The organism is Aquabacterium sp. OR-4, from assembly GCF_025290835.2.
Classification (GTDB): Bacteria; Pseudomonadota; Gammaproteobacteria; order Burkholderiales; family Burkholderiaceae_C; genus Pseudaquabacterium.
This window is the reverse complement of sequence record NZ_JAOCQD020000001.1, coordinates 688,240-713,129: the sequence shown is the minus strand read 5'-3', so window position 1 is coordinate 713,129 and position 24,890 is coordinate 688,240. Positions and strand designations below refer to the sequence as shown.

Annotated in this window: 14 protein-coding genes and 1 tRNA gene; 13 read left to right on the top strand and 2 right to left on the bottom strand. The window is 68.1% G+C overall.

All coding sequences use genetic code 11. The features are described 5' to 3' along the window. Positions 1-22: 22 nt before the first annotated feature. The 4 genes from boxB (at position 23) to N4G63_RS02875 (ending at position 4,661) form a co-directional block, all read left to right on the top strand. Complete coding sequence (gene boxB / locus N4G63_RS02890) at positions 23-1,450, top strand: benzoyl-CoA 2,3-epoxidase subunit BoxB (protein WP_260788859.1); 1,428 nt, start codon at positions 23-25, stop codon at positions 1,448-1,450. A gap of 110 nt (positions 1,451-1,560) precedes the next feature. Continuing rightward, the gene (boxA, locus tag N4G63_RS02885) at positions 1,561-2,829 is read left to right on the top strand and encodes a benzoyl-CoA 2,3-epoxidase subunit BoxA (protein WP_260789526.1); all 1,269 of its coding nucleotides are present in this window, start codon (positions 1,561-1,563) and stop codon (positions 2,827-2,829) included. A 146-nt stretch (positions 2,830-2,975) separates the two neighbouring features. Beyond that, positions 2,976-4,286: a patatin-like phospholipase family protein gene (locus tag N4G63_RS02880; protein ID WP_260788860.1), complete on the top strand. Its 1,311-nt coding sequence runs from the start codon at positions 2,976-2,978 to the stop codon at positions 4,284-4,286. 6 nt (positions 4,287-4,292) lie between these two features. Beyond that, complete coding sequence (locus N4G63_RS02875) at positions 4,293-4,661, top strand: DUF805 domain-containing protein (protein WP_260788861.1); 369 nt, start codon at positions 4,293-4,295, stop codon at positions 4,659-4,661. A 33-nt stretch (positions 4,662-4,694) separates the two neighbouring features. Here N4G63_RS02875 and N4G63_RS02870 read toward each other — a convergent pair whose 3' ends face one another. Continuing rightward, the gene (locus N4G63_RS02870) at positions 4,695-6,734 is read right to left on the bottom strand and encodes a protein kinase domain-containing protein (protein ID WP_314599329.1); all 2,040 of its coding nucleotides are present in this window, start codon (positions 6,732-6,734) and stop codon (positions 4,695-4,697) included. Between the two features lie 227 nt (positions 6,735-6,961). Between N4G63_RS02870 and N4G63_RS02865 the strand changes: the two genes are divergently transcribed. The 3 genes from N4G63_RS02865 to N4G63_RS02855 all read left to right on the top strand — a co-directional run bounded on the left by N4G63_RS02865 (position 6,962) and on the right by N4G63_RS02855 (position 15,280). Further along, entirely contained in the window at positions 6,962-8,647 is a 1,686-nt protein-coding gene (locus tag N4G63_RS02865) for a ShlB/FhaC/HecB family hemolysin secretion/activation protein (protein WP_314599328.1), read from the top strand. A 40-nt stretch (positions 8,648-8,687) separates the two neighbouring features. Beyond that, complete coding sequence (locus tag N4G63_RS02860; RefSeq protein ID WP_314599327.1) at positions 8,688-14,552, top strand: YDG domain-containing protein; 5,865 nt, start codon at positions 8,688-8,690, stop codon at positions 14,550-14,552. 95 nt (positions 14,553-14,647) lie between these two features. Next, positions 14,648-15,280: an OmpA family protein gene (locus N4G63_RS02855; RefSeq protein WP_260788866.1), complete on the top strand. Its 633-nt coding sequence runs from the start codon at positions 14,648-14,650 to the stop codon at positions 15,278-15,280. Between the two features lie 99 nt (positions 15,281-15,379). Here the strand turns inward: N4G63_RS02855 and N4G63_RS02850 are convergent. Continuing rightward, a tRNA-Gly gene (locus N4G63_RS02850) sits at positions 15,380-15,455 on the bottom strand. 376 nt (positions 15,456-15,831) lie between these two features. Here N4G63_RS02850 and N4G63_RS02845 point away from each other — a divergent pair. From N4G63_RS02845 to N4G63_RS02820, 6 genes are all read left to right on the top strand, one after another. Next, positions 15,832-16,116, top strand: a complete 285-nt coding sequence (locus N4G63_RS02845; RefSeq protein ID WP_260788867.1) for a type II toxin-antitoxin system HigB family toxin — start codon at positions 15,832-15,834, stop codon at positions 16,114-16,116. Between the two features lie 29 nt (positions 16,117-16,145). Further along, the gene (locus N4G63_RS02840) at positions 16,146-17,387 is read left to right on the top strand and encodes a transcriptional regulator (RefSeq protein WP_260788868.1); all 1,242 of its coding nucleotides are present in this window, start codon (positions 16,146-16,148) and stop codon (positions 17,385-17,387) included. A 172-nt stretch (positions 17,388-17,559) separates the two neighbouring features. After that, positions 17,560-17,682, top strand: a complete 123-nt coding sequence (locus N4G63_RS02835) for a hypothetical protein (protein ID WP_314599326.1) — start codon at positions 17,560-17,562, stop codon at positions 17,680-17,682. Positions 17,683-18,034: 352 nt separating this feature from the next. Continuing rightward, positions 18,035-20,416 carry a type I restriction-modification system subunit M gene (locus N4G63_RS02830; RefSeq protein ID WP_314599325.1) on the top strand — a complete coding sequence of 794 codons (2,382 nt, stop codon included), beginning with the start codon at positions 18,035-18,037 and terminating at the stop codon, positions 20,414-20,416. After that, complete coding sequence (locus N4G63_RS02825; RefSeq protein ID WP_260788871.1) at positions 20,416-21,852, top strand: restriction endonuclease subunit S; 1,437 nt, start codon at positions 20,416-20,418, stop codon at positions 21,850-21,852. Before N4G63_RS02830 ends, N4G63_RS02825 begins: the two co-directional genes overlap by 1 nt. Further along, positions 21,830-24,886: a type I restriction endonuclease subunit R gene (locus tag N4G63_RS02820; protein ID WP_314599324.1), complete on the top strand. Its 3,057-nt coding sequence runs from the start codon at positions 21,830-21,832 to the stop codon at positions 24,884-24,886. Before N4G63_RS02825 ends, N4G63_RS02820 begins: the two co-directional genes overlap by 23 nt. The last annotated feature ends 4 nt before the right edge of the window (positions 24,887-24,890 follow it).

Sequence of the window (24,890 nt, the reverse complement as noted above, 5' to 3'; positions counted from 1 at the left end):
CACTGTCTGACAGGAGATTTCCGTGAGCAGCATCAACTACAGCGAGAAGATCCCCAACAACGTCAACCTGGCCGAGGACCGCACGCTGCAGCGCGCGCTCGAGCAGTGGCAGCCCAACTACCTGAACTGGTGGGGCGACATGGGGCCCGATGGCAGCCAGAACTTCGATGTCTACCTGCGCACCGCGATCAGCGTCGATCCGCAGGGCTGGGCGCAGTTCGGCCACGTGAAGATGCCCGACTACCGCTGGGGCATCTTCCTGAACCCGGCCGAGCAGAACCGCAAGATCCACTTCGGCGACCACCTCGGTGAAGACGCCTGGCAGGAGGTGCCGGGCGAGCACCGCGCCAACCTGCGCCGCATCATCGTGACGCAAGGCGACACCGAGCCGGCCAGCGTGGAGCAGCAGCGCCACCTGGGCCTCACCGCGCCCAGCCAGTACGACCTGCGCAACCTGTTCCAGGTGAACGTGGAAGAGGGCCGCCACCTGTGGGCCATGGTCTACCTGCTGCACAAGTACTTCGGCCGCGATGGCCGCGAAGAGGGCGAGGCCCTGCTCGAGCGCCGCTCGGGTGACCAGGACAACCCGCGCATCCTGGGCGCCTTCAACGAGAAGACGCCCGACTGGCTGAGCTTCTTCATGTTCACCTACTTCACCGACCGCGACGGCAAGTTCCAGCTCTGTGCGCTGGCCGAAAGCGCCTTCGACCCGCTGGCCCGCACCACCAAGTTCATGCTCACCGAAGAGGCGCACCACATGTTCGTGGGCGAGTCGGGCGTGAGCCGGGTGATCCAGCGCACCTGCCAGGCCATGAACGAGCTGAAGACCGACGATCCGGCCAAGCTGCGCGCCGCCGGCGTGATCGACCTGCCCACGCTGCAGCGCTACCTGAACTTCCACTTCAGCGTCACCATCGACCTGTTCGGCGCCGATCAATCGAGCAATGCCGCCACCTTCTACTCGTCGGGCCTGAAGGGTCGCTACGAGGAGGGCAAGCGCATGGATGACCACATCCTGAAGGGCAGCAGCTACCGCGTGCTCGAGGTGCAGGGCGGGCAACTGGTCGAGAAGGAAGTGCCGATGCTCAATGCCTTGAACGAGGTGCTGCGCGACGACTACATCAAGGATTCGATCGGCGGCGTCGAGCGCTGGAACAAGGTCATCGAGAAGGCCGGCATCCCCTTCAAGCTGAAGGTGCCGCACAAGGCCTTCCACCGCCAGATCGGCACGCTGTCGGGCGTGAAGGTGGCGCCCGAGGGCCGCGTGATCAGCGAGGCCGAATGGCAGGCCAAGGTCAACGACTGGCTGCCCAGCGATGCCGACCGCGCCTTCGTGGCCAGCCTGATGGGCCGCGTGGTCGAGCCCGGCCGCTTTGCCAACTGGATCGCGCCGCCGGCGCTCGGCATCAACCGCCAGCCGGTGAATTTTGAGTACGTGCGATTCGCGTGACGACCGTGGCAGACGCAAGCATTGAACCCAGGGCGGGCGTGGATCCGGCTCTGCCGGTCCACAGCCCGAGCCCCCTCGGGGGGCAGCGACCGGAGGGAGCGTGGGGGCTCATCGTTCGGCAGCACCTGATCGACCCCGAGATCTGCATCCGCTGCAACACCTGCGAGACCATGTGCCCGGTCGGCGCGATCACGCACGACAGCCGCAACTACGTGGTCGATGCCAGCCTCTGCAACTGGTGCAACGCCTGCATCTCGCCCTGCCCCACCGGCTCGATCGACAACTACCGGCGTGTGCCCCAGACGCGTGCCTACACGCTCGACGAACAGCTGGGCTGGGACACCCTGCCGGCCGAGCTGAGCAGCGAGCAGCTGGCCGAAGCCGGTGCCGATGAGTCCGATGCGGTGGTGGCTGAAGCACCGGCACGGCAGGCCGCCGACACCGCCGGCCAGCCCGCCTTCCAGGCCGGCCGCTACGGCGCCACCCTGCCGCCCTGGAGCGCCGCGCACCCGTACACCAACCTCTACGGCCCGAACCTGCGCCACCCCGCGGCGCAGCCCTTCGTCACCGCCACCGTGGTGGGCAACCTGCGCGTCACCGAGGTCGGCACCGAGTACGACACGCACCACATCGTGCTCGATTTCGGCGCCATGCCCTTTCCGGTGCTGGAGGGTCAGAGCATCGGCATCGTGCCGCCGGGCAGCGACGCCAGCGGCCGGCCGCACCATGCGCGCCAGTACAGCGTGGCCAGCCCGCGCAATGGCGAGCGGCCGGGGCACAACAACCTGTCGCTCACCGTCAAGCGCGTGCTCGAGGATCACCAGGGCCGCCCGGTGCGCGGCGTGGCCAGCAACTACGTGTGCGACCTGCAGCTGGGCGACACGGTGCAGGTGATCGGGCCCTTCGGCAGCAGCTTCCTGATGCCCAACCACCCCAGAAGCCACATCGTGATGATCTGCACCGGCACCGGCAGCGCGCCGATGCGGGCGATGACCGAGTGGCGGCGGCGGCAGCGCAGCAGCGGCCAGTTCGAAGGCGGCCGGCTGATGCTGTTCTTCGGTGCGCGCAGCAAGGAGGAGCTGCCCTACTTCGGCCCGCTGCAAAGCCTGCCCAAAGATTTCATCGACATCCACCTGGCCTTCAGCCGCACGCCCGGGCAGCCGCGCAAGTACGTGCAGGACGCGCTGCGCGAGCGCGCCGCCGACCTGGCCGTGCTGCTGGCCGACGCCAACGCGCACTTCTACGTCTGCGGCCTGAAGGCCATGGAAGAAGGCGTGGTGCTGGCGCTGCGCGACATCGCCAGCGGCGCCGGGCTCGACTGGGACACGGTGGGCGCCACGCTGCAGCGCGAAGGCCGGCTGCAGCTCGAAACCTACTGACCGCTGCCCCCCGGGCTCACGAACAAGCGCCCCCCGCCTGGCGGCGGTGCGGACGCCCTGGCCAACGGCCCGATGCCGTCTCGCCGCCGCGCCAGGCATGCAATACGCCCTCACCTGGCGCAATGCCGCGGGATACAGTCAGGCGCATGGTCGAAACCCCGCTCACCGGCCTGGTGCTCAGTGGTGGTGGCGCGCGTGCCGCCTACCAGGTGGGCGTGCTGCGCGCCATTGCACGGCTGCGGCGCGAACGCCTGGGCCACCGCGCCCGGCTGTCCAACCCCTTCGGCGTGATCACCGGCACCTCGGCCGGCGCCATCAATGCCGCCGCGCTGGCCTGCCATGCCGACCGCTTTGAAGGCGCGGTGGAGGTACTGGGCCGGGTGTGGGAGAACTTCAGCGCCGACCAGGTCTACCGTGCCGACGCCCTGGGCGTGCTGCGCACCGGCGCGCGCTGGCTCACCATGCTGTCGGCCGGCTGGCTGATCGCCCGCTTTCGCAAGCTGCGCCCGCGCTCGCTGCTCGACAACGCGCCGCTGGGCGAGCTGCTGCAGCAGGCCGTGCCGCTGCACCGCCTGCCGATGCTGCTGCAGCAGCGCCAGCTGCACGCGCTGGCGGTCACCGCGTCCAGCTACTCCACCGGCGAGCACGTCACCTTCTACAGCGCCGCGCAGCCCATCGAGCCCTGGCTGCGCTCGCAGCGCATCGCCCTGCCCACCGAGCAGATCGGCATCGAGCACCTGCTGGCCTCGTCGGCCATCCCGTTCATCTTTCCGGCCGCACGCGTGGCCGGGCCGGGCGGCCATGCCGGCTGGTATGGCGACGGCAGCATGCGCCAGAGCGCACCGCTGTCGCCGGCCATCCACCTGGGCGCCGAACGGCTGCTGATCATCGGCGCCGGCCGCATGCACGAGCCGCCGGCCCAGGCGCCGCGCCATCCCGATGCCGACTACCCCAGCCTGGCGCAGATCGCCGGCCATGCCATGTCGAGCATCTTTCTGGATGCGCTCACGGTCGACATCGAGCGCATGCAGCGCATCAACCGCACGCTGGCCCTGCTGCCCGACAGCGTGCGCCAGGACACGCCACTGCGGCCGCTGGAGTCGCTGGTGATCTCGCCCAGCCAGCGCATCGACGACATCGCCACCCGCCACCTCGACAACCTGCCCACCCCCGTGCGTGCGCTGCTGCGCGGCGTGGGCGTGGGCGGCGTGGGGCCCGATGCGCGCGGTGCCGCGCTGGCCAGCTACCTGCTGTTCGAGGCGCCGTTCACGAAGGAGCTGATGGCGCTGGGCGAGGCCGACACCCTGGCCCGCGCCGACGAGGTCTACCAGTTCTTCGCCTGGCCGGTGCAGCGCCCCAGCCGCCCGCCCGAGCCGGCGACGCCCGCCGCGGCCTGGGCCCAGGTGACCGCGCCGCTGCCGGTGATCAGCGCGCCACCCGACATCGAACTGCCCTGAGCGCGCATGGACTGGTTCGTGCACTCGCTGCAGCGCTACGCGGTGTTCCACGGTCGCGCGGCGCGCCGCGAGTACGGCTTCTTCCTGCTGTTCTACCTGCTGATCTCGGCCTTTCTGACGGCCATCGACGGCATCACCGGGCAGCTCGATGCCAGCACCGGCATGGGCCTTTTCTCGAGCCTGTTCTCGCTGGCCGTGCTGCTGCCCGCCCTGGGCGTGGCAGTGCGCCGCCTGCACGACACCGGGCGCAGCGGCTGGTGGCTGCTGCTGGGGCTGGTGCCGGTGCTGGGCACCGCGGTGCTGCTGCTGTTTGCGCTGCAGCGCGGCCAGGCCGGGCCCAACGCCCACGGGCCGGCGCCGCCGAGCCTGCGCTGAGGCCGGCCGGTAGCGGCCGGCGCGCGCGGTGCGTCAGGGCACCACGTCGAAGGTGGTCATCGCGGCGCCAAAGGCGTCTTCGCAGGTGCCGCCCGGCGGGCACTGCGCATTGCCGGCCAGCAGCGGCAGCGGGCCGCGGTGCGCGGCCTGCTTGGCAGCCGCAGCCGCCCCGGTGGGAAAGCTGCGAAAGCCGTTGTCCTCGCGCGGGCCGTACTCGCCATGGTCGCGTGGCCAGCGGCTCACCATCACCAGCAGGCGGCTGACGCCGGCCGGGCCGGCCACGTTGAAGTCGAGCCGGCCCTGCGGCAGCTTCAGCGTGCCGCCCTTGGCGATGCGCGGTGCCGGCGTGAGGCCGTTCGGATAGAGCTGCTGCAGCTGGCCGTCGGCGCCGTTGTAGAAGACATAGACATGGCCTTCCTGCAACGAGCGCACGGTAAAGCTCAGCTTGTCGCGGTCGATGCGCAGGCTGCTTTTTTCCAGCGATACGTCCAGGCCGTAGCCCGGCGTCTGCGCCTGCATCACGCGGGCAAACTCGGCCGCGATGTCGAAGCCGGCAGCGGCGGGCGCCGCATTGGCCGCCTGTCCTGCATTGGCCGAATTGGCCGGATTTGTCGCATTGGTCGCTGCAGCGGTTGATTCAGCCCCGGCCGCCGTCGCGCCAGGTGGCGCCACGGGCGCGGCCTGCGCCGGCCCTGCCGTGCTGGCCGGCACCGCCACGGCCCCACCGGCCACCGGCGCGGCCGGCCGCAGCGCCCACCAGGCACCGCCGGCGGCCAGCAGCAGCGCGGCAGCGGCCAGGCCCGCCACCGGCAGGCGGGCGGCGGCCCTGCCGGGCGCGGGCTCGGGCTCGGCGGCGGCCTGGCCGCCGGGCCGCGCCGCGGCATGCGCCGGCGGCGGGGTCTGCATCACCACCGTGGGCGGCAGGGCCGTGACCGGCCCGGCGGCCACGGTGGGCGCCAGCGCGGCCTGGGTGGGCATGCCAGTGGCCACCCCCGGCAGCGGCACGCCCAAGCCACTGGCCGCGCCACCATCGCTGCCGCGGGCCGCATGGCCCGGCGGCAGGGCCGTGGCCGCGGCCGCCATCGGCGCCACCGGTGCCTCGCCCAGGCCCAGCTCGCGCTTGAAGGTGCCGACATCGGGCGTGCGCTGGTCGGGCCGCACCGCCAGCGCGCGGTCGATGGCCGCCAGAAAGCGCTCGCTGAAGCGGCCGGCCAGGCCCGAGGCGGCACCGGCCAGTGCCTCGTAGCTGTCGTTCAGCAGACGGCCCACCGACGGCGGCGGCGTGCGCCCGCGCACCGCAAAGTGCGCCACCGCGGCCAGCGCGTAGACATCGGTCCACGGGCCCTGCTTCATGCCCGGCACCTCGGCGTACTGCTCCACCGGGGCGTAACCGGGTTTCAGGATCACGGTCAGCGCCTGCGTCATGTCGCCGATGACCCGCCGCGCCGCGCCAAAGTCGAGCAGCAGCGGCCGGCCGGTGCCGGCCAGCAGCATGATGTTGTCGGGCGCGATGTCGCGGTGGTACCACTGCTCGGCATGGATCACCGCCAGTGCGTCGGCCACCGGGCCGATCCAGCCCAGGATGGTGGCCTCGTCGGGCCGCTCGCTGCGCGTGCGCAGCAGGTCGCGCAGCGTGACGCCTTCGTAGAACGGCATCACCATGTAGGCCGAGCCGTTGGCCTCCCAGAAGCGGTACACCTTGACCAGCGCCGGGTGGTCGAACTGCGCCAGCATCTGCGCCTCTTTGACGAAGCTCTTGAGGCCGGCGTCAAAGGTCTCGGCATGGCGCTCGCTCTTGACCTGCACCTGCGCCCCGCTGCCCACCCGCAGCGCAATGGCCGAGGGCATGTACTCCTTCACCGCCACCTGGCGCTTGAGCGAGTGGTCCCAGGCGCGGTAGACGATGCCGAAACCGCCCTCGCCCACCACGCCCAGCAGCTCGAACTCGCCCAGGTAGGTGCCCACCGGCAAGGCATTGCCCGAGCTGCCGCCCGCATCGAGCGGGCGCTGCATGAAGGGGTCGACCTGGGTGGGCGCGGACGGGCGTGACGGATCGGGGGGCGTGTTGCTCACGGCGGGCGCCCGGAGCGGGCAGTCGATGGCGGTGGGGCTGGCGCGATGGTAAGCGCTTGGCCGGCAGCGGCCGCCGGTCCGGCCCGAACCGGCCTGCAGGCCAGGGCGTGGCGGCCTGTCCACAGTGTTCGGGATTGCGCACCCCCGATCACGGGCATAAGGTGACGACCGCCGCCCCTCTCGGCCTACCATTCGCACGAATCGAAACAAATCGGAGCGGAGGCGCCATGTTGCGGCAACCCCAACCAGCCAAGCCCCAGGCCCTGCGCATGCCCCGCTGGCCGGTGGCCATGGCCTGCATCCTGGTCTGCGCCGTCGGCGGTGCGGCCAGGGTTCAGGCCCAGACCCCATCTCCAACCCAGGCGCAGGCCACCGCCGCCGGCGCGAGCCCGGCCGCCGAAGCCACCGTGCAGGTCAACGGCTTCTGGATCGAGGGCAACACGCTGCTCGATGCCGGCCTGATCAAGACCACGCTGGAGCCCTATCGCGGCCAGCGCAGCCTGAGCGAGCTCAAGCGCGCCGCCGAGGCGGTGCAGGCCTTGTACGGCGCGGCCGGCTTCGGCGCGGTGGTGGCCTACCTGCCGCCGCAACCGGTGAAGGACGGCGTGGTGACCATCGCCGTGCTCGAAGGCAAGCTGGCCAAGCTGACGGTGCAGGGCCACAAGCGCCTGTCGGCCGAGCGCGCACGCGCCGCACTGCCGGCCCTGGTGAGCGGCAGCACGCCGCGGCTGCAGCGCATCGACCGCGAACTGCAGCTGGCCAACGAGAACCCCGGCCGCCAGCTCGGCGTGCTGCTGGCCCCGGGTGCCGAACCCGGCCAGGTCGAGGCCACGCTGAAGGTCGACGAGCAGGCGGTCACGCGCTGGAACCTGGGCCTCGACAACACCGGCAACGAGCGCACCGGTGACTGGCGGGTCAGCCTGGGCTGGCAGCACAGCGACATCACCGGCCATGACGATGTGCTGAGCGTGCAGGCCCAGACCTCGCCCACCGATCCGGCCAAGGTCAAGGTGCTGAGCGGCGGCTACCGTCTGCCGCTGGTGTCGATGCTGGCGGCGCTGGACCTGTTCGGCGCCTACTCCAACGTCGATGGTGGCGTGCAGTCCACGGCCGCGGGCGGCCTGCGCTTTGCCGGCAAGGGCCGCATCGCCGGCGCGCGCACCCAGTGGTACCTGCCCCGCCTGGGCGAGTTCGACCAGCGCCTGAGCGTGGGCCTGGAGTACCGCGCCTACCTCAACAGCTGCGGCATCGACGGCCTGCCCGACGGCGCCTGCGGCACCGCCGGCCAGAGCGTGACCGTGCACCCGCTCACCGCCGAGTACAGCGTGCAGCGCTCGGGCGCGCTGAGCGCCGGCGCCAGCCTGGGCCTGGCGCACAACCTGGGCCTGGGCGGCAAGCATGGCGAAGCCGCCGCCTTCGACGCGGTGCGGCCCGGCGCCAAGCGCCGCTACACCGTGCTGCGCGCCACCGCCAACCTGAGCCTGCCGGTGTTCGAAGACTGGGCGCTGGGCGGGCGCATGTCGGCTCAGCTGGCCAACGACCCGCTGGTGCCCGGCGAGCAGTTCGGCATTGGCGGCGGCGCCTCGGTGCGTGGCTACCACGAGCGTGAGCTGTCGGGCGACAGCGGCCTGCAGGCCTCGCTCGAGCTCAGCACGCCCAAGCTCGGCTGGCTGGGCCCCGACGCCGACCTGCGCCTGCTGGGCTTTGTGGATGCCGGCCAGATCGACAACCAGGCCGACACCCTGTGCCGCCCCGGCAAGACCCGCTGCACGCTCAGCTCGGCCGGCGTGGGCCTGCGCCTGGGCTGGGGCCCGGTGCAGCTGCGCCTGGCCGCCGCCCAGGCCTTCGACGACGCCGCCAGCACCCAGCGCGGTGACTGGCGTGGCCATGTCTCGCTCGGCGCCAGCTTCTGACGCGCGCGCCGCGCCGCCCCCCATTTCGGAGTTCCCTGCGATGAACCTCCCGCTTCCATCCGCCCCCAAGCGCCGCAGCGCGCGTGCCCGCCACGCCATGCTGCCGGCCCTGCGCCCGCTGGCGCTGGCCGCCGCCGGCCTGTTTGCCACGCTGTCGCTGCAGGCCGCCGGCCCCGCCGCCGTGCTGCCCAGCGGCCTGCAGGTGGTGCAGGGCCAGGCCAGTGCCACCGTCAACGGCCAGCGCATGACCGTGACCAACAGCGCCAACGCCATCCTGAACTGGCAGCAGTTCTCGATCGGCAGCGGCCAGGCCGTGCAGTTTGTGCAGCCAAGTGCCGCCAGCCGGGTGCTCAACCGCGTGACCGGCAGCGATCCGTCGCAGATCTTCGGCAGCCTCACCAGCAATGGCCAGGTGTGGCTGCTCAATCCCAATGGCGTGTTGTTCGGCCAGGGCGCCCGGGTGGACGTGGCCGGCCTGGTGGCCTCCACGCTGGCCATGTCCGACGCCGACTGGGCCCCGCGGCGCTACAACCTGTTCGCGCCGGCCGGCTTCGGCGCCAGCGGCCAGGCCGATGTGATCAACCAGGGCGAGCTGCGCAGCAGCACCGGTGGCCAGGTGATCTTGCTGGGCGTCAGCGGTGTGCGCAACGAGGGCCTGATCGAGGCCCCGGGCGGCCAGGTGCTGCTGGCCGCGGGCGCCACCGCCACACTGGCCGACACCGGCCTGCCCAACCTGGCCATGCAGGTCAGCGCGCCGCAGGGCGAGGTATTGAACCTGGGCCAGGCCCTGGCCAGCGGCGGGCGCATCGACCTGCAGGCGGCCATCGTCAACCAGCAGGGCATCGTGCGCGCCGACAGCCTGGGCAGCGGCGGCAGCGTGCTGCTGGCCGGCACGCAGGCGGTCAACCTGTCGGCCGGCAGCCGCACCAGCGCCAGCGGCGCCAGCGGCGGCCAGATCCAGATCGACGCCGGCGCGGCCGGCACGCTGCTGGTGGCCGGCACGATCGAGGCCACCGGCAGCAGCGGCCTGGGCGGCAGCGCCACGCTGCTGGGCCACCAGGTGGGCCTGCTCGACGGCGCACGGGTGGATGTGTCGGGCCAGACCGGCGGCGGCACGGCCTTGGTGGGCGGTGGCGTGCAGGGCCAGGATGCGCGGCTGCGCAATGCCCAGGCGGTGTTCATGGCCCCCGGCGCCACGGTGGCCGCCGACGCGCTGGGCCTGGGCCAGGGCGGCAGCGTGGTGCTGTGGGGCACCCAGGCCAACCGCAGCTACGGCACGCTGAGCGCGCGCGGTGGCGCCCTGGGCGGCAATGGCGGCTTCATCGAAACCTCGGGCGGCTGGCTGGACGCCCGGCCGTTGGCGGTGCGCGCCGATGCGCCGGCCGGCCAGGCCGGCCGCTGGCTGCTCGACCCCTACGACCTGATCATCAGCGACGAGGGCAATGACACCCGGATCAGCAACGGCCCCAGCTTCACCAGCACCGGCAGCCCCGGCCTGCTGAGCACGGCCACCCTGGTGGCGGCGCTGAACGCCGGCAACAACGTGGTGGTGCAGACCGGCCAGGGCGGCGAGGACGACGGCAACATCAGCGTCATCAACGCCACCATCAAGCCGGCCGCCGGCACCGCGGTCAGCCTGACCCTGCTGGCCGACAACAACATCACCATCGACCGCAGCACCATCCGCAGCGAAGGCGCCGCGCTCAACCTGAGCCTGAGCGCCGGCCGCTCGGGCCAGGCCGGGGCCATCGCGGTGCGCTCGTCCACGCTGGTGTCGGCGGGCGGCGACATCAGCCTCGGCGGCAGCGTGACCAGCTGCGGACCGAACGCCTGCGAAAGCAGCTTCACCGGCGTGGCCGGCGCCCTGGCCACCGATGCCAGCGGCTTGCGCGACGGTGTGTCGGTGGCGGCCTCGGCGCTCGACGCCGGCAGCGGCACGATCAGCATCATCGGCCACAGCCAGGTCAGCAGCGGCGACACCAACGGCGTGGCCATCGTCGATGCCAGCACGCTGAGCGCACGCCGCATCCGGCTGCTGGGCACGGTCGATTCCGACGGCGACGGCATGCGCACCGGCGTCAAGCTGGCCGGCGGGCTGGTCAGCGCCAGCGAGCGCCTGGTGGTTGACGGCGGCGCCTATTCGGGCCGTTACCGGCTGGCCAGCCTGCCGGCTGGCGTGGACATCCTGGCGCCGGTGCAGGTGGGCACGGCCGACGGCAATGCCGAAGCCTACGCCGCGATCACCGGCGAGGTGCTGGACCGCAGCTCGTCCAACGACGACGACACGCCCACGCTCACCCGCTTTGGCCTGGGCCTGCGCGGCGCCAGCGGCAAGCTGGTGGCCCTGGGTGGCGCCCCGGTCACACTGACCGGCCGCGCGCTGTCGGGCGGCAGCGAGGACCTGGCCGTCTACCTGGCCAGCAGTGCCCCGGCGTCGCTCGACATGAGCCTGGGCGGCGCGCTGCAGATCGACGGCGACACCGGCATCAGCATCGGCGGCGAGATCGTGGCCGGCAGCGGCCGCAGCCTGGCCATCACCGCCGGCGGCACGCTGTCGATCGAGGCCGCGCACCTCAGCGGCAATGCCAGCAGCGTGAGCCTGCGCGGCAACGTGCTGACCATCGGCAGCCTGGGCCAGGCCACGCGCCTGGCCTTCGGCGAGAACACCACGCTGGACATCAGCGCCCCCACGGCCATCATCGGCAACTTCGACAGCAGCCTGATCAGCAACGACGACAACGACGACCAGCTTGAAGTGGAAGGCGGTGTGGCCCGCGGCACGCGCCGCGCCCTGGCCGCCAGCCAGGCCGATGGCCAGGCCGCCGCCGGCGCCGGCGCCACCACGCTGAGCGCCGGTGGCGCCATCACCATCCAGGCCAGCAACCTGGGCCTGGGCGCCAATGCCAGCGTGCAGTCCAGCGCCACCGGCACCGCCATCACGGTGCTGGGCTTCAGCTTCTCGCAGGGCAGCCGGGCCGACCGCTCGGCCAGCCTGGTGCAAGAGGGCACCGGCGGCAGCGTGATCGGCTTCTTCAACCAGTCGGGCAGCGAGGCGCTGTCGGCGCCCAACGGCCGCTGGCTGGTCTATGCCTGGGATTCAGCCGCCTTGGGCGACGGCTACGCCTTCCAGAACGGCGCGCTGCAGGCCAGCTTCCGCCAGTACGGGGCCAGCTATGGCGCGGCCGACCCGGCCGAAAGCGGCAACGGCTTCCTGTTCAGCAGCCAGCCGACGCTGGGCCTGAGCAGCCCGTACAGCCGCGTGTACGACGGCAGCACCGCGGTCAATCTGGCCGACGCCGGCAGCTCGCTCAGCGGCCTGCGCGACGGCCTGGCCTACACCGGCTCGCTGGTGCTTGACAGCCGCCATGTCGGCAGCGACATCCCGATGTCGCTGGTGATGACCGGCACCGGCTTTGTCGATGCGCAGGGCGCGCCGGTGTACGGCGTGTCGATCGACAGCAGCAGCCTGGTGGGCAGCATCACGCCCAAGCCGATCACCGTGGCCGCGGTCAACGCCATCGGCAAGGTCTACGACGGCAACGCCAGTGCCCTGCTGGCCGGCGGCACGCTGTCGGGCCCGGTGGAAGGCGACACCGTGGCGCTGGCCGGCATGAGCGGCAGCTTTGCCGACCGGCATGTGGGCCGCGACAAGCTGGTCACGGTCACCGGCTTCACGCTGGTCGGTGCCGACGCGGGCAACTACAGCCTGAGCACCAGCACGGCCACCACCACCGCCAGCATCACGCCGCTGGCGCTGAGCGCCGTGGGCACGGCCAGCGACAAGGTCTACGACGGCAGCACCCGCGCCACGCCGGGCCAGTCGCTCACGCTCAGCGGGGTCCTGGGTGAAGACGCGGTGATGGCCAGCGCCGGCAGCGCCGCCTTCATCGACAAGAACGTCGGCAGCGGCAAGACCGTGCAGCTCGGCAACCTGCTGCTGAGCGGCGCCGACGCCGGCAACTACACCCTCGACAGCGCCACGGCCACGGCCAGCATCAGCCCGCGCACGCTGCAGGTGGGCGCGGCCACCGCCGCCAGCAAGGTGTACGACGGCGGCACCGCCGCCAGCGCCCAGAGCGTCAGCCTGACCGGCGTGATCGAGGGCGACTCGGTCAGCGGCCTGGCCACCGGCCGCTTCGACACCGCCGGCGTGGGCAGCGCCAAGGCCGTGACGCTGAGCAGCTTCAGCCTCACCGGCAGCGACGCCGCCAACTACCGCCTCGACAGCGAGCAGGGCAGCCTGAGCAGCAGCGCCGCCATCACCCCGGCCACGCTGCGCTACGTGGCCGACCGGGTGAGCGTGGTGCAGGGCGGCACCCTGCCCGCACTGACCGGCAGCGTGAGCGGCCTGGTCGGCGAAGAAAGCCTGGCCAGCGCCACCACCGGCACGCTGCAGTTCGGCACCAGCACCGCCACCAGCGCGGCGCCGGGCCGCTACGCCATCACCGGCAGCGGCCTCAGCGCGGCCAACTACAGCTTCGAGCAGGCCGCGGGCAATGCCGTGGCGCTGGCCATCGACGCGCCGGTGGTCGTGCCCCCGGTGGTGACCGACACCCCCAAGATCGCCCAGACCGCCGTGGTGGCGGTGCTGATACCGGCCACCACCAGCTCGGCCACCGAGGGCCGCACGCTCGATGCCGTGCAGGTGGTGGCGCCGGCCGGCAGCGGCGAGCGCCGCGCCTTTGCCAGCCTCGACCTGGACAGCATGTCCAAGGACACCATTGCTGCGGTGCTGACCGCACGCGAGCAGTACAAGAAGAGCGTGTTCGCCCAGGCCATCAACCGCCTCGAGCAGAACCCGGGCCTGGCCGACGCCCCGGGTTGCGCCACCGCCGAGCAGGCGGCCTCGGGCCAGTGCCTGATGTTCTCGCCACTGGCCGGCTTGTCGCCGGCCGGCGGCGCGCCGGCGCGTGTGGTGCAGCAGCTGCCGATGCCGGTGCCGTCGGCCGCGCCGGTGGCCCCCGCCGCACCCACCGCGGGCACCGGCCCGGGTGCCGCCACAGGCGGCGCCACACCGGCGGTGGCGGCCGCAGCGCCGGCCGCCCCCGTGGCCGCAGCGGCGACGCCGGCCGGCGCCGTGACCGTGACGCCGGTGATGGCCAATGTGCCGGGCGCGCGCCTGCTGTCGGCGCGCGCGGTCAAGAGCGCCGCGCTGCCGCAGATCCGGCGCAAGATCGCCGTGCTGGTGGGCATCGACCAGTACAGCGATGCGCGCATCCCGCGGCTGTCCAACGCAGTGGGCGATGCACGGGCGGTGGCCGCCTCGCTCGAAACCAACCTGGGCTACGAGACCCTGGTGCTCGAGAACCCCAGCCGGGCCATGCTGTACCAGACGCTGAACCAGCTGCAGTTCACCGTCGGCCCCGAAGACTCGGTGGTGCTGTACTACGCCGGCCACGGCGAGCTGATCGAGAAAACCGGCCAGGGCTACTGGCAACCGGCCGATGCCGACGCCGCGCGCCCCGAGACCTGGATCTCCAACGCCGACATCGGCAAGCTGCTGCGCCAGCTGCCGGCGCAACAGGTGGCGATGATCTCCGACAGCTGCTTCTCGGGCAGCCTGGTCAGCAACGAGCGCATCCGCACCGGCACTGGCACCGGCAGCCAGGACGCCAGCGCCCTGCTGGCGCGCCGCGCCGCGGTGGTGATGTCGTCGGGCGGCAACGAGCCGGTGTTCGACTCGGGCAAGAACGGCCACTCGCCGTTTGCCTGGAGCCTGATGCAGACGCTGGGCCAGGTGTCGAGCTGGAAGCCGGGCAGCTCGCTGTTCGAGCAGATCCGCTTCGACGTGGCGCGCCAGCTGCCGCAACGCCCGCAGTACGGTGCCGCACGCGACGGCGGCCACGAAGCGGGTGCCGACTACCTGTTCGAGCAGCGTCGCCTCGAGGAGCGCCTGACCCGATGAGCCATCCACACCCCGCCGCCGCGCACGCGGCACACTGCGGCCCTGAACAACCTGCCCCACCGACCGAAAGGTCGACTTCCACCAAGGAGTCCGCGATGAACTTCGCCGCCCCCCATCGGCCCCATCGGCCCCAGCACGGCGCCAAGGCCCGCGCCGGCCTGACCGCCGCGCGCCTGGCCACGGCCGCCGCGCTGGCCCTGTGCGCCGCACTGCCTGCCACCGCCCAAACCGCGCCGGCCGCCCCGTTGCTCAAGGCCGCACAAGTGACCGAAGACGCGCTGGTCGACGCGCTCGAGATCGCGCCGGCCGCATCGGCCGCCGCCAGCGGCGCCACCCGCGCCATCCGGCCGTCGATGCGCCCTGGCGTGCCGGCCAAGCCGCCCGGCCCGGGCAAGGCCAGCCTGCTGATCACCTTTGCCACCGGCTCGTCCGACATCACGCCCGAGACCGTGGCGGTGCTCGAGAAGGTGGCCAAGGCGCTGCAGTCCGATCGCCTGGCCGGCTTCGGCTTCCGCGTGGAAGGCCATGCCGACCCGCGCGGCGGTGACGAGCTCAACCAGAAGCTCTCGGCCGAGCGCGCGCAGGCCGTGGTGAGCTACCTCACCACCAAGCTGGGCGTGCTGCCCGAGCGCCTGTCGTCGGTGGGCAAGGGTGCCAGCGAGCTGCTCAACGCACAGAAGGCCGACGCGCCCGAGAACCGCCGCGTCACGATCGTCACCACCCAGTGAGCGCCGCGCCCGGCCGCCGCCTTGCGGCACCGGGCGCACAAACCGGGCGCACAAAGCAAAACGCCAGCCCGGTTGGGGGCTGGCGTTTGCCGCAAATGCTGGAGCGGGATAAGAGGCTCGAACTCTCGACCTATACCTTGGCAAGGTATCGCTCTACCAACTGAGCTAATCCCGCATTTTCTGGTGGCCTGGGGCGGAATCGAAGGACTCGATAAACCCGCATCAGGACTACAGGATCGAGATGCTACCACACTCGCTACTGCATTTTCTACTGCAGGTCGCGCGCATGGCCGCAACACCGGATTCCCTGGCAAGCAACTGCCAGTCGCACACCCAGTGTATCAAGGTCGATGACAGCAGGCAGCTCGCACCACGGGCTACCCGTCCCAGCCGCGCGTACAGCACGAAGGTGGCGACGGACTGCGTAGCCTGCCCATAGCCAGACTTGCCGCAGACGCACCTCGACCATTCCCCACGGCGATAGATTTGACACTTTTCAATAAAGAGAAGTATCATTTGCCTAGACTGCGGGAAACAGTCATGATCTACCCATGCAGCTACTTGGCCTCATCAAGCTGGACGACTTCAAGCGCAAACATGCTGACGCACGTGGGCCGCTCGACGCGTGGCGCTCGGAGGCCGAGCGTGCTCAATGGGCCGGCCCACAGGACGTCAAGACCCGTTATCCCAACGCCAGCATCCTGGCAGACAACAAGGTCATCTTCAACATCAAGGGCAACACCTATCGACTGGTCATCAAGGCCAAGTACCAAAACGGCTTGATCCTGATCGAGTGGGTTGGCACGCATGCTGAGTACGACAAGCAGAAGTTCTAGGTCGGACGCAGCACATGAAAGGAACGGACATGAAGCAACAGGTGAAAGTGATCAAGACGCAGCGTGACTACGATGCGGCGATCGTTCGTCTGTCGGCTTTGATGGATGAAGACGTGACGCCGGGTTCCAGCAAGGAAGCCGAGTTGGAATTGCTGGCCCTGGTCATCGAGTCTTACGAGCGCAGCAAGGTCGAGCCCGTGGTGCTCGACCCGATCGAAGCCATCCTGTTTCGCATGGACCAGCTCGGCCTCAAGAAGGTGGATTTGGTGCCCTACATGGGCTCTCTGCCCAAGGTGTCCGAGGTGCTCGCGCGCAAGCGCCCGCTCAACCTTGCCATGATCCGAAAACTGCATCAGGGCCTGGGCATCGCGGCTGATGTGTTGCTGGCGCAAACCGATGATGCAGTGGATCTGGACGAGGCGCTCCCCTATGACACGGCCAAGTTCCCCTTCAAGGAGATGTTCGCCCGCGGGTACTTCGAAGGCTTCAGCGGCACCCTCCGAGAAGCCAAGGACAAGACGGAAGAATTGATCCGCGGCTTCATGCGCGGCTTCAACCTGCTGCCGATCCACCAAGCGCGGCTGCGCGCCCCGATGCACCAGAGCGGAAGCCGCCTGATGGACGAGTACGGCCTTTTGACCTGGTATGTGGCGGCGCTCAAGAAGGCCCGCCAACTCAAGCTCAAGTCGGCATACGTGAAGGGCAGCCTGACCGAGGAACGCCTGCGCGAGCTGGCTCGCCTGTCGCGGTTCGAACAAGGGCCGCGGTTGGCGCAGGAGTTCCTGGCCGACATGGGCATTGCCCTGGTGTTCGAAGAACACTTCAGCAAGACATACCTCGATGGTGCCGCCATGTTCGATGGCGATCTCCCCGTGGTGGCTCTGACCCTGAGACACGACCGGCTCGACAATTTCTGGTTCGCGTTGCTGCACGAACTGGTGCACATCCAAAGACACCTGGGTCCGGATCACTGGTTCATCGCAGACAACCTCGAAGACAAGGTCCATCAACAGACCCAGGAAGAACGCGAGGCCGACGACGGCGCTCGGGACATCTTGATCCCACAGGCCGAATGGCTTGCCTCGGGGTTGACCGCAGAGCCGACGATGGAGGCCGCGATGGCCTTGGCGGACAAGCTGCGCATTCACCCCGCCATCGTGGCCGGGCGCGTTCGCTTTGAAGCAGGCAACTGGCGCCTGCTCAGCAGCATCAAGTCAGATGTGCGTCGACTGTTTGCTGACCAACTGCAGGAGCTTGCCCAACCAGCTTGATCAACAAAGAAAAAGCCCTTGAGTGTTAGCGCACTCAAGGGCCTTGGTGAGGTGAAAAGGGGTCTACCAAACCACCCAAGCACATCACGTCTTAGCGAAGACGGCGGATCCTACCAGTTCGCAGTGCGCGGGCCAGAGTGAAAACCCCTCAACCCTTCTACGAGGAGTTGGCATGGCCTACACCCGCTGGAAGAGCGTTTTTGTGCGGGCTTACGTCCGCTTCCGGTACGGACGCCGGGAGCACGTTTGTCAGCACTGGCGTTCGCACCCCGGTCAGATGGAACTGTTCACCTGACCCGTCCCCAGCAGGCACCCTGCGTCATGCAGGGTGCCTGCTTCTCCGTCGCACTCGAAACTGAAAGGTATCCGTCATGGCAAGTAAGAAGCCCACCAACGAGCAGACCTCCGCTCGCGTTGCTTCAACGGCATCGAAGCTGTTGAGCAATCCCAAGACCCCGGCCGCAGTGAAGTCGGTGGCAGCGTCTGCACTGACCCAACGGCCCAGCGCCAAGCCCAAAGGCCGTTGATTTCACAGCAACTCTTTGAACCGGAGCCCGCGTCATGCGGGCTCTCTTTATGTGCAAGGGCTCGGCCCACGCAACAAGAATTCGGTCACCGGCAGCACCAGAACGCATCACAACAAGAACATGGACCAATCGCAACTCAAGTGGATCGCCGACTTCATCTGGAACATCGCAGACGACCGACTGCGTGACGTCTATGTGCGCGGCAAGTACCGCGACGTGATCCTGCCCTTCATCGTGCTGCGCCGTTTGGATGCGCTGCTGGAGCCCACCAAGCAAGCCGTGCTGGCGATGAAGAAGCAGCTGGATGCCGCCCAGGTCGCCAACCAGGATGGCGCGCTGCGCAGCGCAGCTGGCCAGGCCTTCTACAACACGGCAGCCACCACGCTGGCCGACCTGCAAGCCATTGCCAGTGGGCAACGCTTGCGCGACAGCTTCATCGCTTACCTGGATGGCTTCTCGCCCAACGTGCGCGAGATCCTGACCAAGTTCAAGTTCCACGATCAGATCCAGACGCTGGTGGAAGCCGACATCCTGGGCCACCTGATCAGCGACTTCATGAACACCGAAGTCAACCTGTCGCCCAAGGACGTGCTGGACGAGGATGGTCGCGTGCGCCTGCCAGGCCTGGACAACCACGGCATGGGCACGGTGTTTGAAGAGCTGATCCGGCGCTTCAACGAAGAGAACAACGAAGAGGCCGGCGAACACTTCACCCCGCGTGACGTGGTCAGCCTGATGGCCAAGCTGCTGTTCCTGCCGGTGGCCGACAAGATCCAGTCCAGCACCTACTCGCTGTACGACGGCTGCTGCGGCACGGGCGGCATGTTGACGGTGGCGGAAGAGGCTTTGCTGGAACTGGCCAAGGACCATGGCAAAGAGGTATCCATCCATCTCTTTGGGCAAGAGATCAACCCCGAGACCTACGCCATCTGCAAGGCCGATCTGCTGCTGAAGGGCGAAGGTGCAGAGGCCGAGAACATCGTCGGCGGCGCCGACAAGTCCACCCTGTCGGCCGACCAGTTCCCGTCGCGCGACTTCGACTTCATGCTGTCGAACCCGCCCTATGGCAAGAGCTGGAAGACCGACCTGGCCCGCCTGGGCGGCAAGAAGGAGTTCAGCGACCCGCGTTTCATCGTCAAGCACGGCGGTGACCCGGAATTCAAGCTGATCACGCGCTCCAGCGACGGCCAGCTGATGTTCCTGGTCAACAAGGTCCAGAAGATGGTGCACAACACCGAGCTGGGTAGCCGCATCGCGCTGGTCCATAACGGCTCGGCACTGTTCACCGGCGACGCTGGCCAGGGCGAGAGCAACGTCCGCCGCTGGGTGATCGAGAACGACTGGCTGGAAGCCATCATCGCCCTGCCGCTGAACATCTTCTACAACACCGGCATCGCCACCTACGTTTGGGTGCTCACCAACCGCAAGGCCGAGCACCGGCGCGGAAAGGTGCAGCTGATCGATGCCAGCCGCTGGCTGCAACCGCTGCGGCGCAACCTGGGCAAGAAGAACTGCGAGATGTCGAAGGACGACATCCAGCGCGTGATGGACCACTACCTGGCCCAGCCCCCTGCAGACGCTGAAGCCGCCGCCGCCAGGCCGGAATGCAAGTGGTTCAACAACGCCGACTTCGGATACTGGAAGATCACGGTCGAGCGCCCGCAGCGCCTGAAGAGCCAGCTCAGCCATCGTGCCATCGAAGCCCTGCGCTTCGCATCGGGTGACGAAGCCTTGCGCACCGAGGCCCACGGCCGCTGGGGCGAGAAGCTCTACACTGAGTTCCACAAGCTCAAGCCCGAGATGGAGGCCTGGCTAAAGGGCGACGAGGGCGGCTCGGACGACGATGACGACGAAGCCGAGGACGACGGCGAGGCCAAACCCGCGCGCAAGGCTGTGCCCGAGAAGCGTCGCAAGAAGCTGCTGGACCCGAACGCCTGGGCCCGCGACAAGCAGCTGGTGGACCTGGCGCGGCTTGCCCAGAAGGCCCTGGGTGAAGACGTGTTCGACGACCACAACGACTTTCGCGCCAAGTTCGAGGCGGCGATAAAGGCAGCAGGCCAGAAGATCAGCGCCCCCGACAAGAAGCTGATCTACCGTGCCGTGAGCTGGCGTGACGAGATGGCGCCGCCGGTCATCGCCAAGCGCACCAAGCTCAAAGCCAGCGACCATTTCGAGCCCGGCTTTGACGGTGCCTACCTGGAGCAGGATGGCAAGGGCCGCACCATGGTGGAGTACGAGCCCGACACCGACCTGCGCGACACCGAGCAGGTGCCGCTGACCGAGGTGGGCGGCATCGAGGCCTTCTTTCAGCGTGAGGTGTTGCCCCATGCATCGGATGCCTGGATCGACATGACCGCCACCAAGATCGGCTACGAGGTCTCGTTTGCGCGCTACTTCTACAAGCCGGTGCCCATGCGGACGCTGGCAGAGATCCGCGAGGACATCCTGAAGCTGGAGCGGCAGACCGAAGGCCTGCTGCAGAAAGTGGTGGGAGCCGCCTGATGGCTACCGCCTACGACAGCTACCGCCAGCCGCGCATGCGCTGGCTACCGCCCGTGCCTGCCCACTGGGTTGAGCAGCGGGCCAAGACCTTTTTTCGTGAGGTGGACGAACGCTCCCGCACCGGTCAAGAGGAACTGCTCTCGGTATCACACCTCACCGGCGTCACCCCCCGCAGCCAGAAAAAGGTAACGATGTTCAAGGCTGCGAGCTACGTCGGTGCAAAGCTGGCGCGACCTGGTGACATCGTGATCAACACCTTGTGGGCGTGGATGGCTGCGTTGGGTGCCAGCCGCCACCTGGGTATCGTGAGTCCGGCTTACGGCGTATACCGTCCGCACGACGCCAACAGCTTCAACCCCGCGTACCTGGACTACCTGCTGCGTACACGCGCCTACGTTTCGGAGTACATCGGCCGCTCAACGGGCATCCGTTCTTCGCGACTGAGGCTGTATCCCGCGCAATTTCTGGACATTCCGCTGCTGCAGCCGCCGCACGCCGAACAAGACAAGATCGTCGAATACCTGCGCGCGAAGGATGCTCTGATCGCACGCTTCATCAAGGCCAAGCGCGATCTCATAGGGCTATTGGTTGAGCAGAGGTTGGAGCTTGTAGACCGCATCGTCAGGCGTGGGCTTTCCGCTTCAACCAATCTGTGTCCATCTGGCATTGACTGGATTGGTGATGCTCCAGCCCACTGGCAGCCGGCACGTTTGAGCGACTGCATTCAGGTTTGCCGTGCTGGCGTGTGGGGCGTTGATCCCACCGATAAGAATGGGGCGGATCACTTGGTCTGTGTGCGTGTTGCCGACTTCGATACTGACCGCCTCAAGATCGCAACGTCGAAGCTGACGGTTCGTGCAATAACCAAATCAGAGCGTGCAGGGAGGATGTTGTCGCATGGGGACCTCTTGCTTGAAAAGTCAGGAGGCGGAGAGAAGACGCCTGTCGGTCGGGTTGTCGCGTTCGATCTGAATCAGCACGCCGTATGTTCAAACTTCCTATCTAGGCTCGTCCCCAACCGTGCGCGAGTCCGGTCGAACTATCTTCTGCTGTTGCTGAGTCACCTGCACGCTCGCCGTGTGGTCGCGCCCTTCATTAAGCAGACCACTGGCATCCAAAACTTGGATTCGAAGGCCTACTTCAAGCTTGGGGTCGTCTTGCCGAGCTTAGAAGAGCAAGACGAGATCCTCACAGCACTCAGCACAGCTTGCGAGCCAATTGAAAAGGCGATCGCGCAAGCTGAATCGGAGATCCGACTACTTCGCGAGTACCGCGAGAGCCAAATTGCCGATGTAATCACGGGCCAAATCGACGTACGCAGTTGGCAACCCAGCCCCGAAGACCAGATCACCGAGGAAGACCTGACGGCGCTCGGCGATGATGACGACAACGACACCACGGAAGAGGAAACCGATGGCGACGACGGACACGACTGAAAAGGGGCTGGAAAGCCTGATCGTGCGGCACCTGACCGGGCAGCCCCCGGCGCAGGCCGTGCCCGCCGACACCGTGCAGGCTGGCACGGGCCACTATGCGGTGGGCCGCTACGTGCAGGGCGCCCCGGCCGACTACAACCGCGACCTGGCACTGGATGTGCCCAAGCTGCTGGCCTTCCTGCAGGACTCGCAGCCCAAGCTCTTCGCCGCCCTCGGCCTGGCGGAGGAAGGCACCAAGCGAACCCAGTTCCTGCACCGCCTGCAGGGCGAGATCGCCAAGCGGGGCGTGGTGGACGTGCTGCGCAAGGGCGTGAGCCACGGGCCGGCACATGTGGACCTGTACAAGGTGCTGCCCACGCCCACCGACCCGGCCTCGGCCGAGAACTTCAAGAAGAACGTCTTCAGCGTCACGCGCCAGCTGCGCTACAGCAACGACGAAGCCCAGCGTTCGCTGGACATGGTGATCTTCCTGAACGGCCTGCCGCTGATCACCTTCGAGCTGAAGAACTCGCTGACCAAGCAGACGGTGCAGGACGCGGTGGTGCAGTACCAGACCACGCGGCCGCCGCATGAGCTGCTGTTCCAGCTCGGCCGCTGCATGGTGCACTTCGCGGTGGACGACGCCGAGGTGCGCTTCTGCACGCACCTGACGGGCAAGAGTTCGTGGTTCCTGCCCTTCAACAAAGGCCACAACGATGGCGCCGGCAACCCGCCCAACCCGCAGGGCCTGAAGACCGACTACCTGTGGAAGCAGGTGCTGGCCAAGGAGTCGCTGGCCAACATCATCGAGAATTTCGCCCAGGTCGTCGAGGAAGAGGACGAGAAGGGCAAGAATAAGCGCAAACAGGTCTTCCCGCGCTTCCACCAGCTGCGCTCGGTGCGGGCGCTGCTGCAGGCGGCGCGACATGAAGGGGTAGGCCGCCGCTACCTGATCCAGCACTCTGCCGGCAGCGGCAAGAGCAACACCATCGCGTGGCTGGCGCACCAGCTGGTGGAGCTGAAGGCATCCGGCGATCTGCTGAAGCCGTTGTTCGACACGGTGGTGGTCATCACCGATCGCCGCGCACTGGACACCGCCATCGCCCGCACCATCAAGGGCTTCGACCATGTGTCGTCGATCTTCGGCCACTCCGACAGCGCCGATGAGCTGCGCGGCTACCTGAGCCAGGGCAGGAAGATCATCGTCACCACGGTGCAGAAGTTCCCGTGGGTGTTGGATGAGCTGGGCGGCATGGCGGCCAAACGCTTTGCGCTGCTGATCGACGAGGCGCATTCCAGTCAGGGCGGCAAAACGACCGCCAAGATGCATCTGGCCCTGTCGGGCGCCGATGGGGACGAGGAAGGCGACGAGGAGTCGGTGGAGGACAAGGTCAACCACTTGATCGAGTCGCGCAAGATGCTGGGCAACGCCAGCTACTTCGCCTTCACCGCCACGCCAAAGAACAAGACACTGGAACTGTTTGGCGAGCGCGAAGAGGAAGGCGGCAAGGTTCATTTCCGCGCGCGGCCGGAGTTGACCTACACCACCAAGCAGGCGATCGCGGAGGGCTTCATCCTCGATGTGATCAAGAACTACACGCCGGTGGACAGCTTCTACCGCGTGGCCAAGACGGTCGAGGACGATCCAGACTTCGACAAGAAGAAGGCGCTGAAGAAGATGCGCGCCTACGTCGAGTCCCATGAAAAGGCGATCCGCAAGAAGGCCGAGATCATGGTGGACCACTTCACGGTGCAGGTGGCGGGCAAACGCAAGATTGGCGGTCATGCGCGCGCCATGATCGTGTGCAGCGGTATCGCGCGTGCGGTGGACTACTACTTCACCGTCAGCGACTACCTGAAGGAGATGAAGAGCCCGTTCAAGGCCATCGTGGCGTACTCGGGTGAGCACGAGGTCAACGGCGAGAAGCGCACCGAGGCCGACCTGAACGACTTCCCCAGCAAGGACATCCCCGCCAAGCTGAAGCAGGACCCGTATCGCTTTCTGATCGTGGCCAACAAGTACGTCACGGGCTTCGACGAACCGTTGTTGCACACGATGTACGTCGACAAACCGCTGGCCGGCGTGCTGGCGGTGCAGACACTGTCGCGGTTGAACCGGGCACACCCGCAAAAGCACGACACCTTCGTGCTGGACTTCGCCGACAACGAGGAGGCGGTGAAGGCGGCGTTCCAGGATTACTACCGCGCCACGGTCCAGGTGGGCGAGACCGACCCGAACAAGCTACACGATCTGAAGGCCGATCTGGACGGCCACCAGGTCTATGCCTGGGCGCAGGTGGAGCAGCTGGTGGCGTTGTTCGTGAGCGGCGCCGAGCGCGACACCCTTGATCCGATCCTGGATACCTGCGTGGCGGTCTACACCGAGCAGCTCAACGAAGAGCAGCAGGTGGAGTTCAAGGGCAAGGCCAAGGGCTTCGTGCGCAGCTACGGCTTCCTGGGCGCCATCCTGCCCTACGGCCACCCGGCGTGGGAGAAGCTGTCGATCTTCCTGAACTTCCTGATTCCGAAGCTGCCCGCTCCGAAGGAGGAGGACCTGTCCAAAGGCGTGCTCGAAGCCATTGACATGGACAGCTACCGCCCTGAGGTGAACGCCTCACTGGCGATGGCCATGGACGAAGCCGACGGCACGCTGGAGCCAGCGCCGATGGGTGCCGGTGGCGGGCTGCCCGAGCCTGAAGTGGACAAGCTGTCCAACATCATCAAGACCTTCAACGATCTGTTCGGCAACATCGACTGGAAGGACGCCGACAAGATCCGGCAGGTGATCGCCGAAGAGATTCCGGCCAAGGTCGCGCAAGACACGGCCTATCAGAACGCCCAGAAGAACTCCAGCAAGCAGAACGCCAAGCTGGAGCACGACAAGGCGTTGGGGCGCGTGGTGCTGGAGCTGCTGACCGACCACACTGAGCTGTTCAAGCAGTTCAGCGATAACGCGAACTTCAAGCGCTGGCTGACGGATTCGGTATTTGATGCGACGTACAAGATGTTGCCACCGAAACCCTCGGTTGACAGTGGTGGCGCGGCGCGGGCCTGAGGAC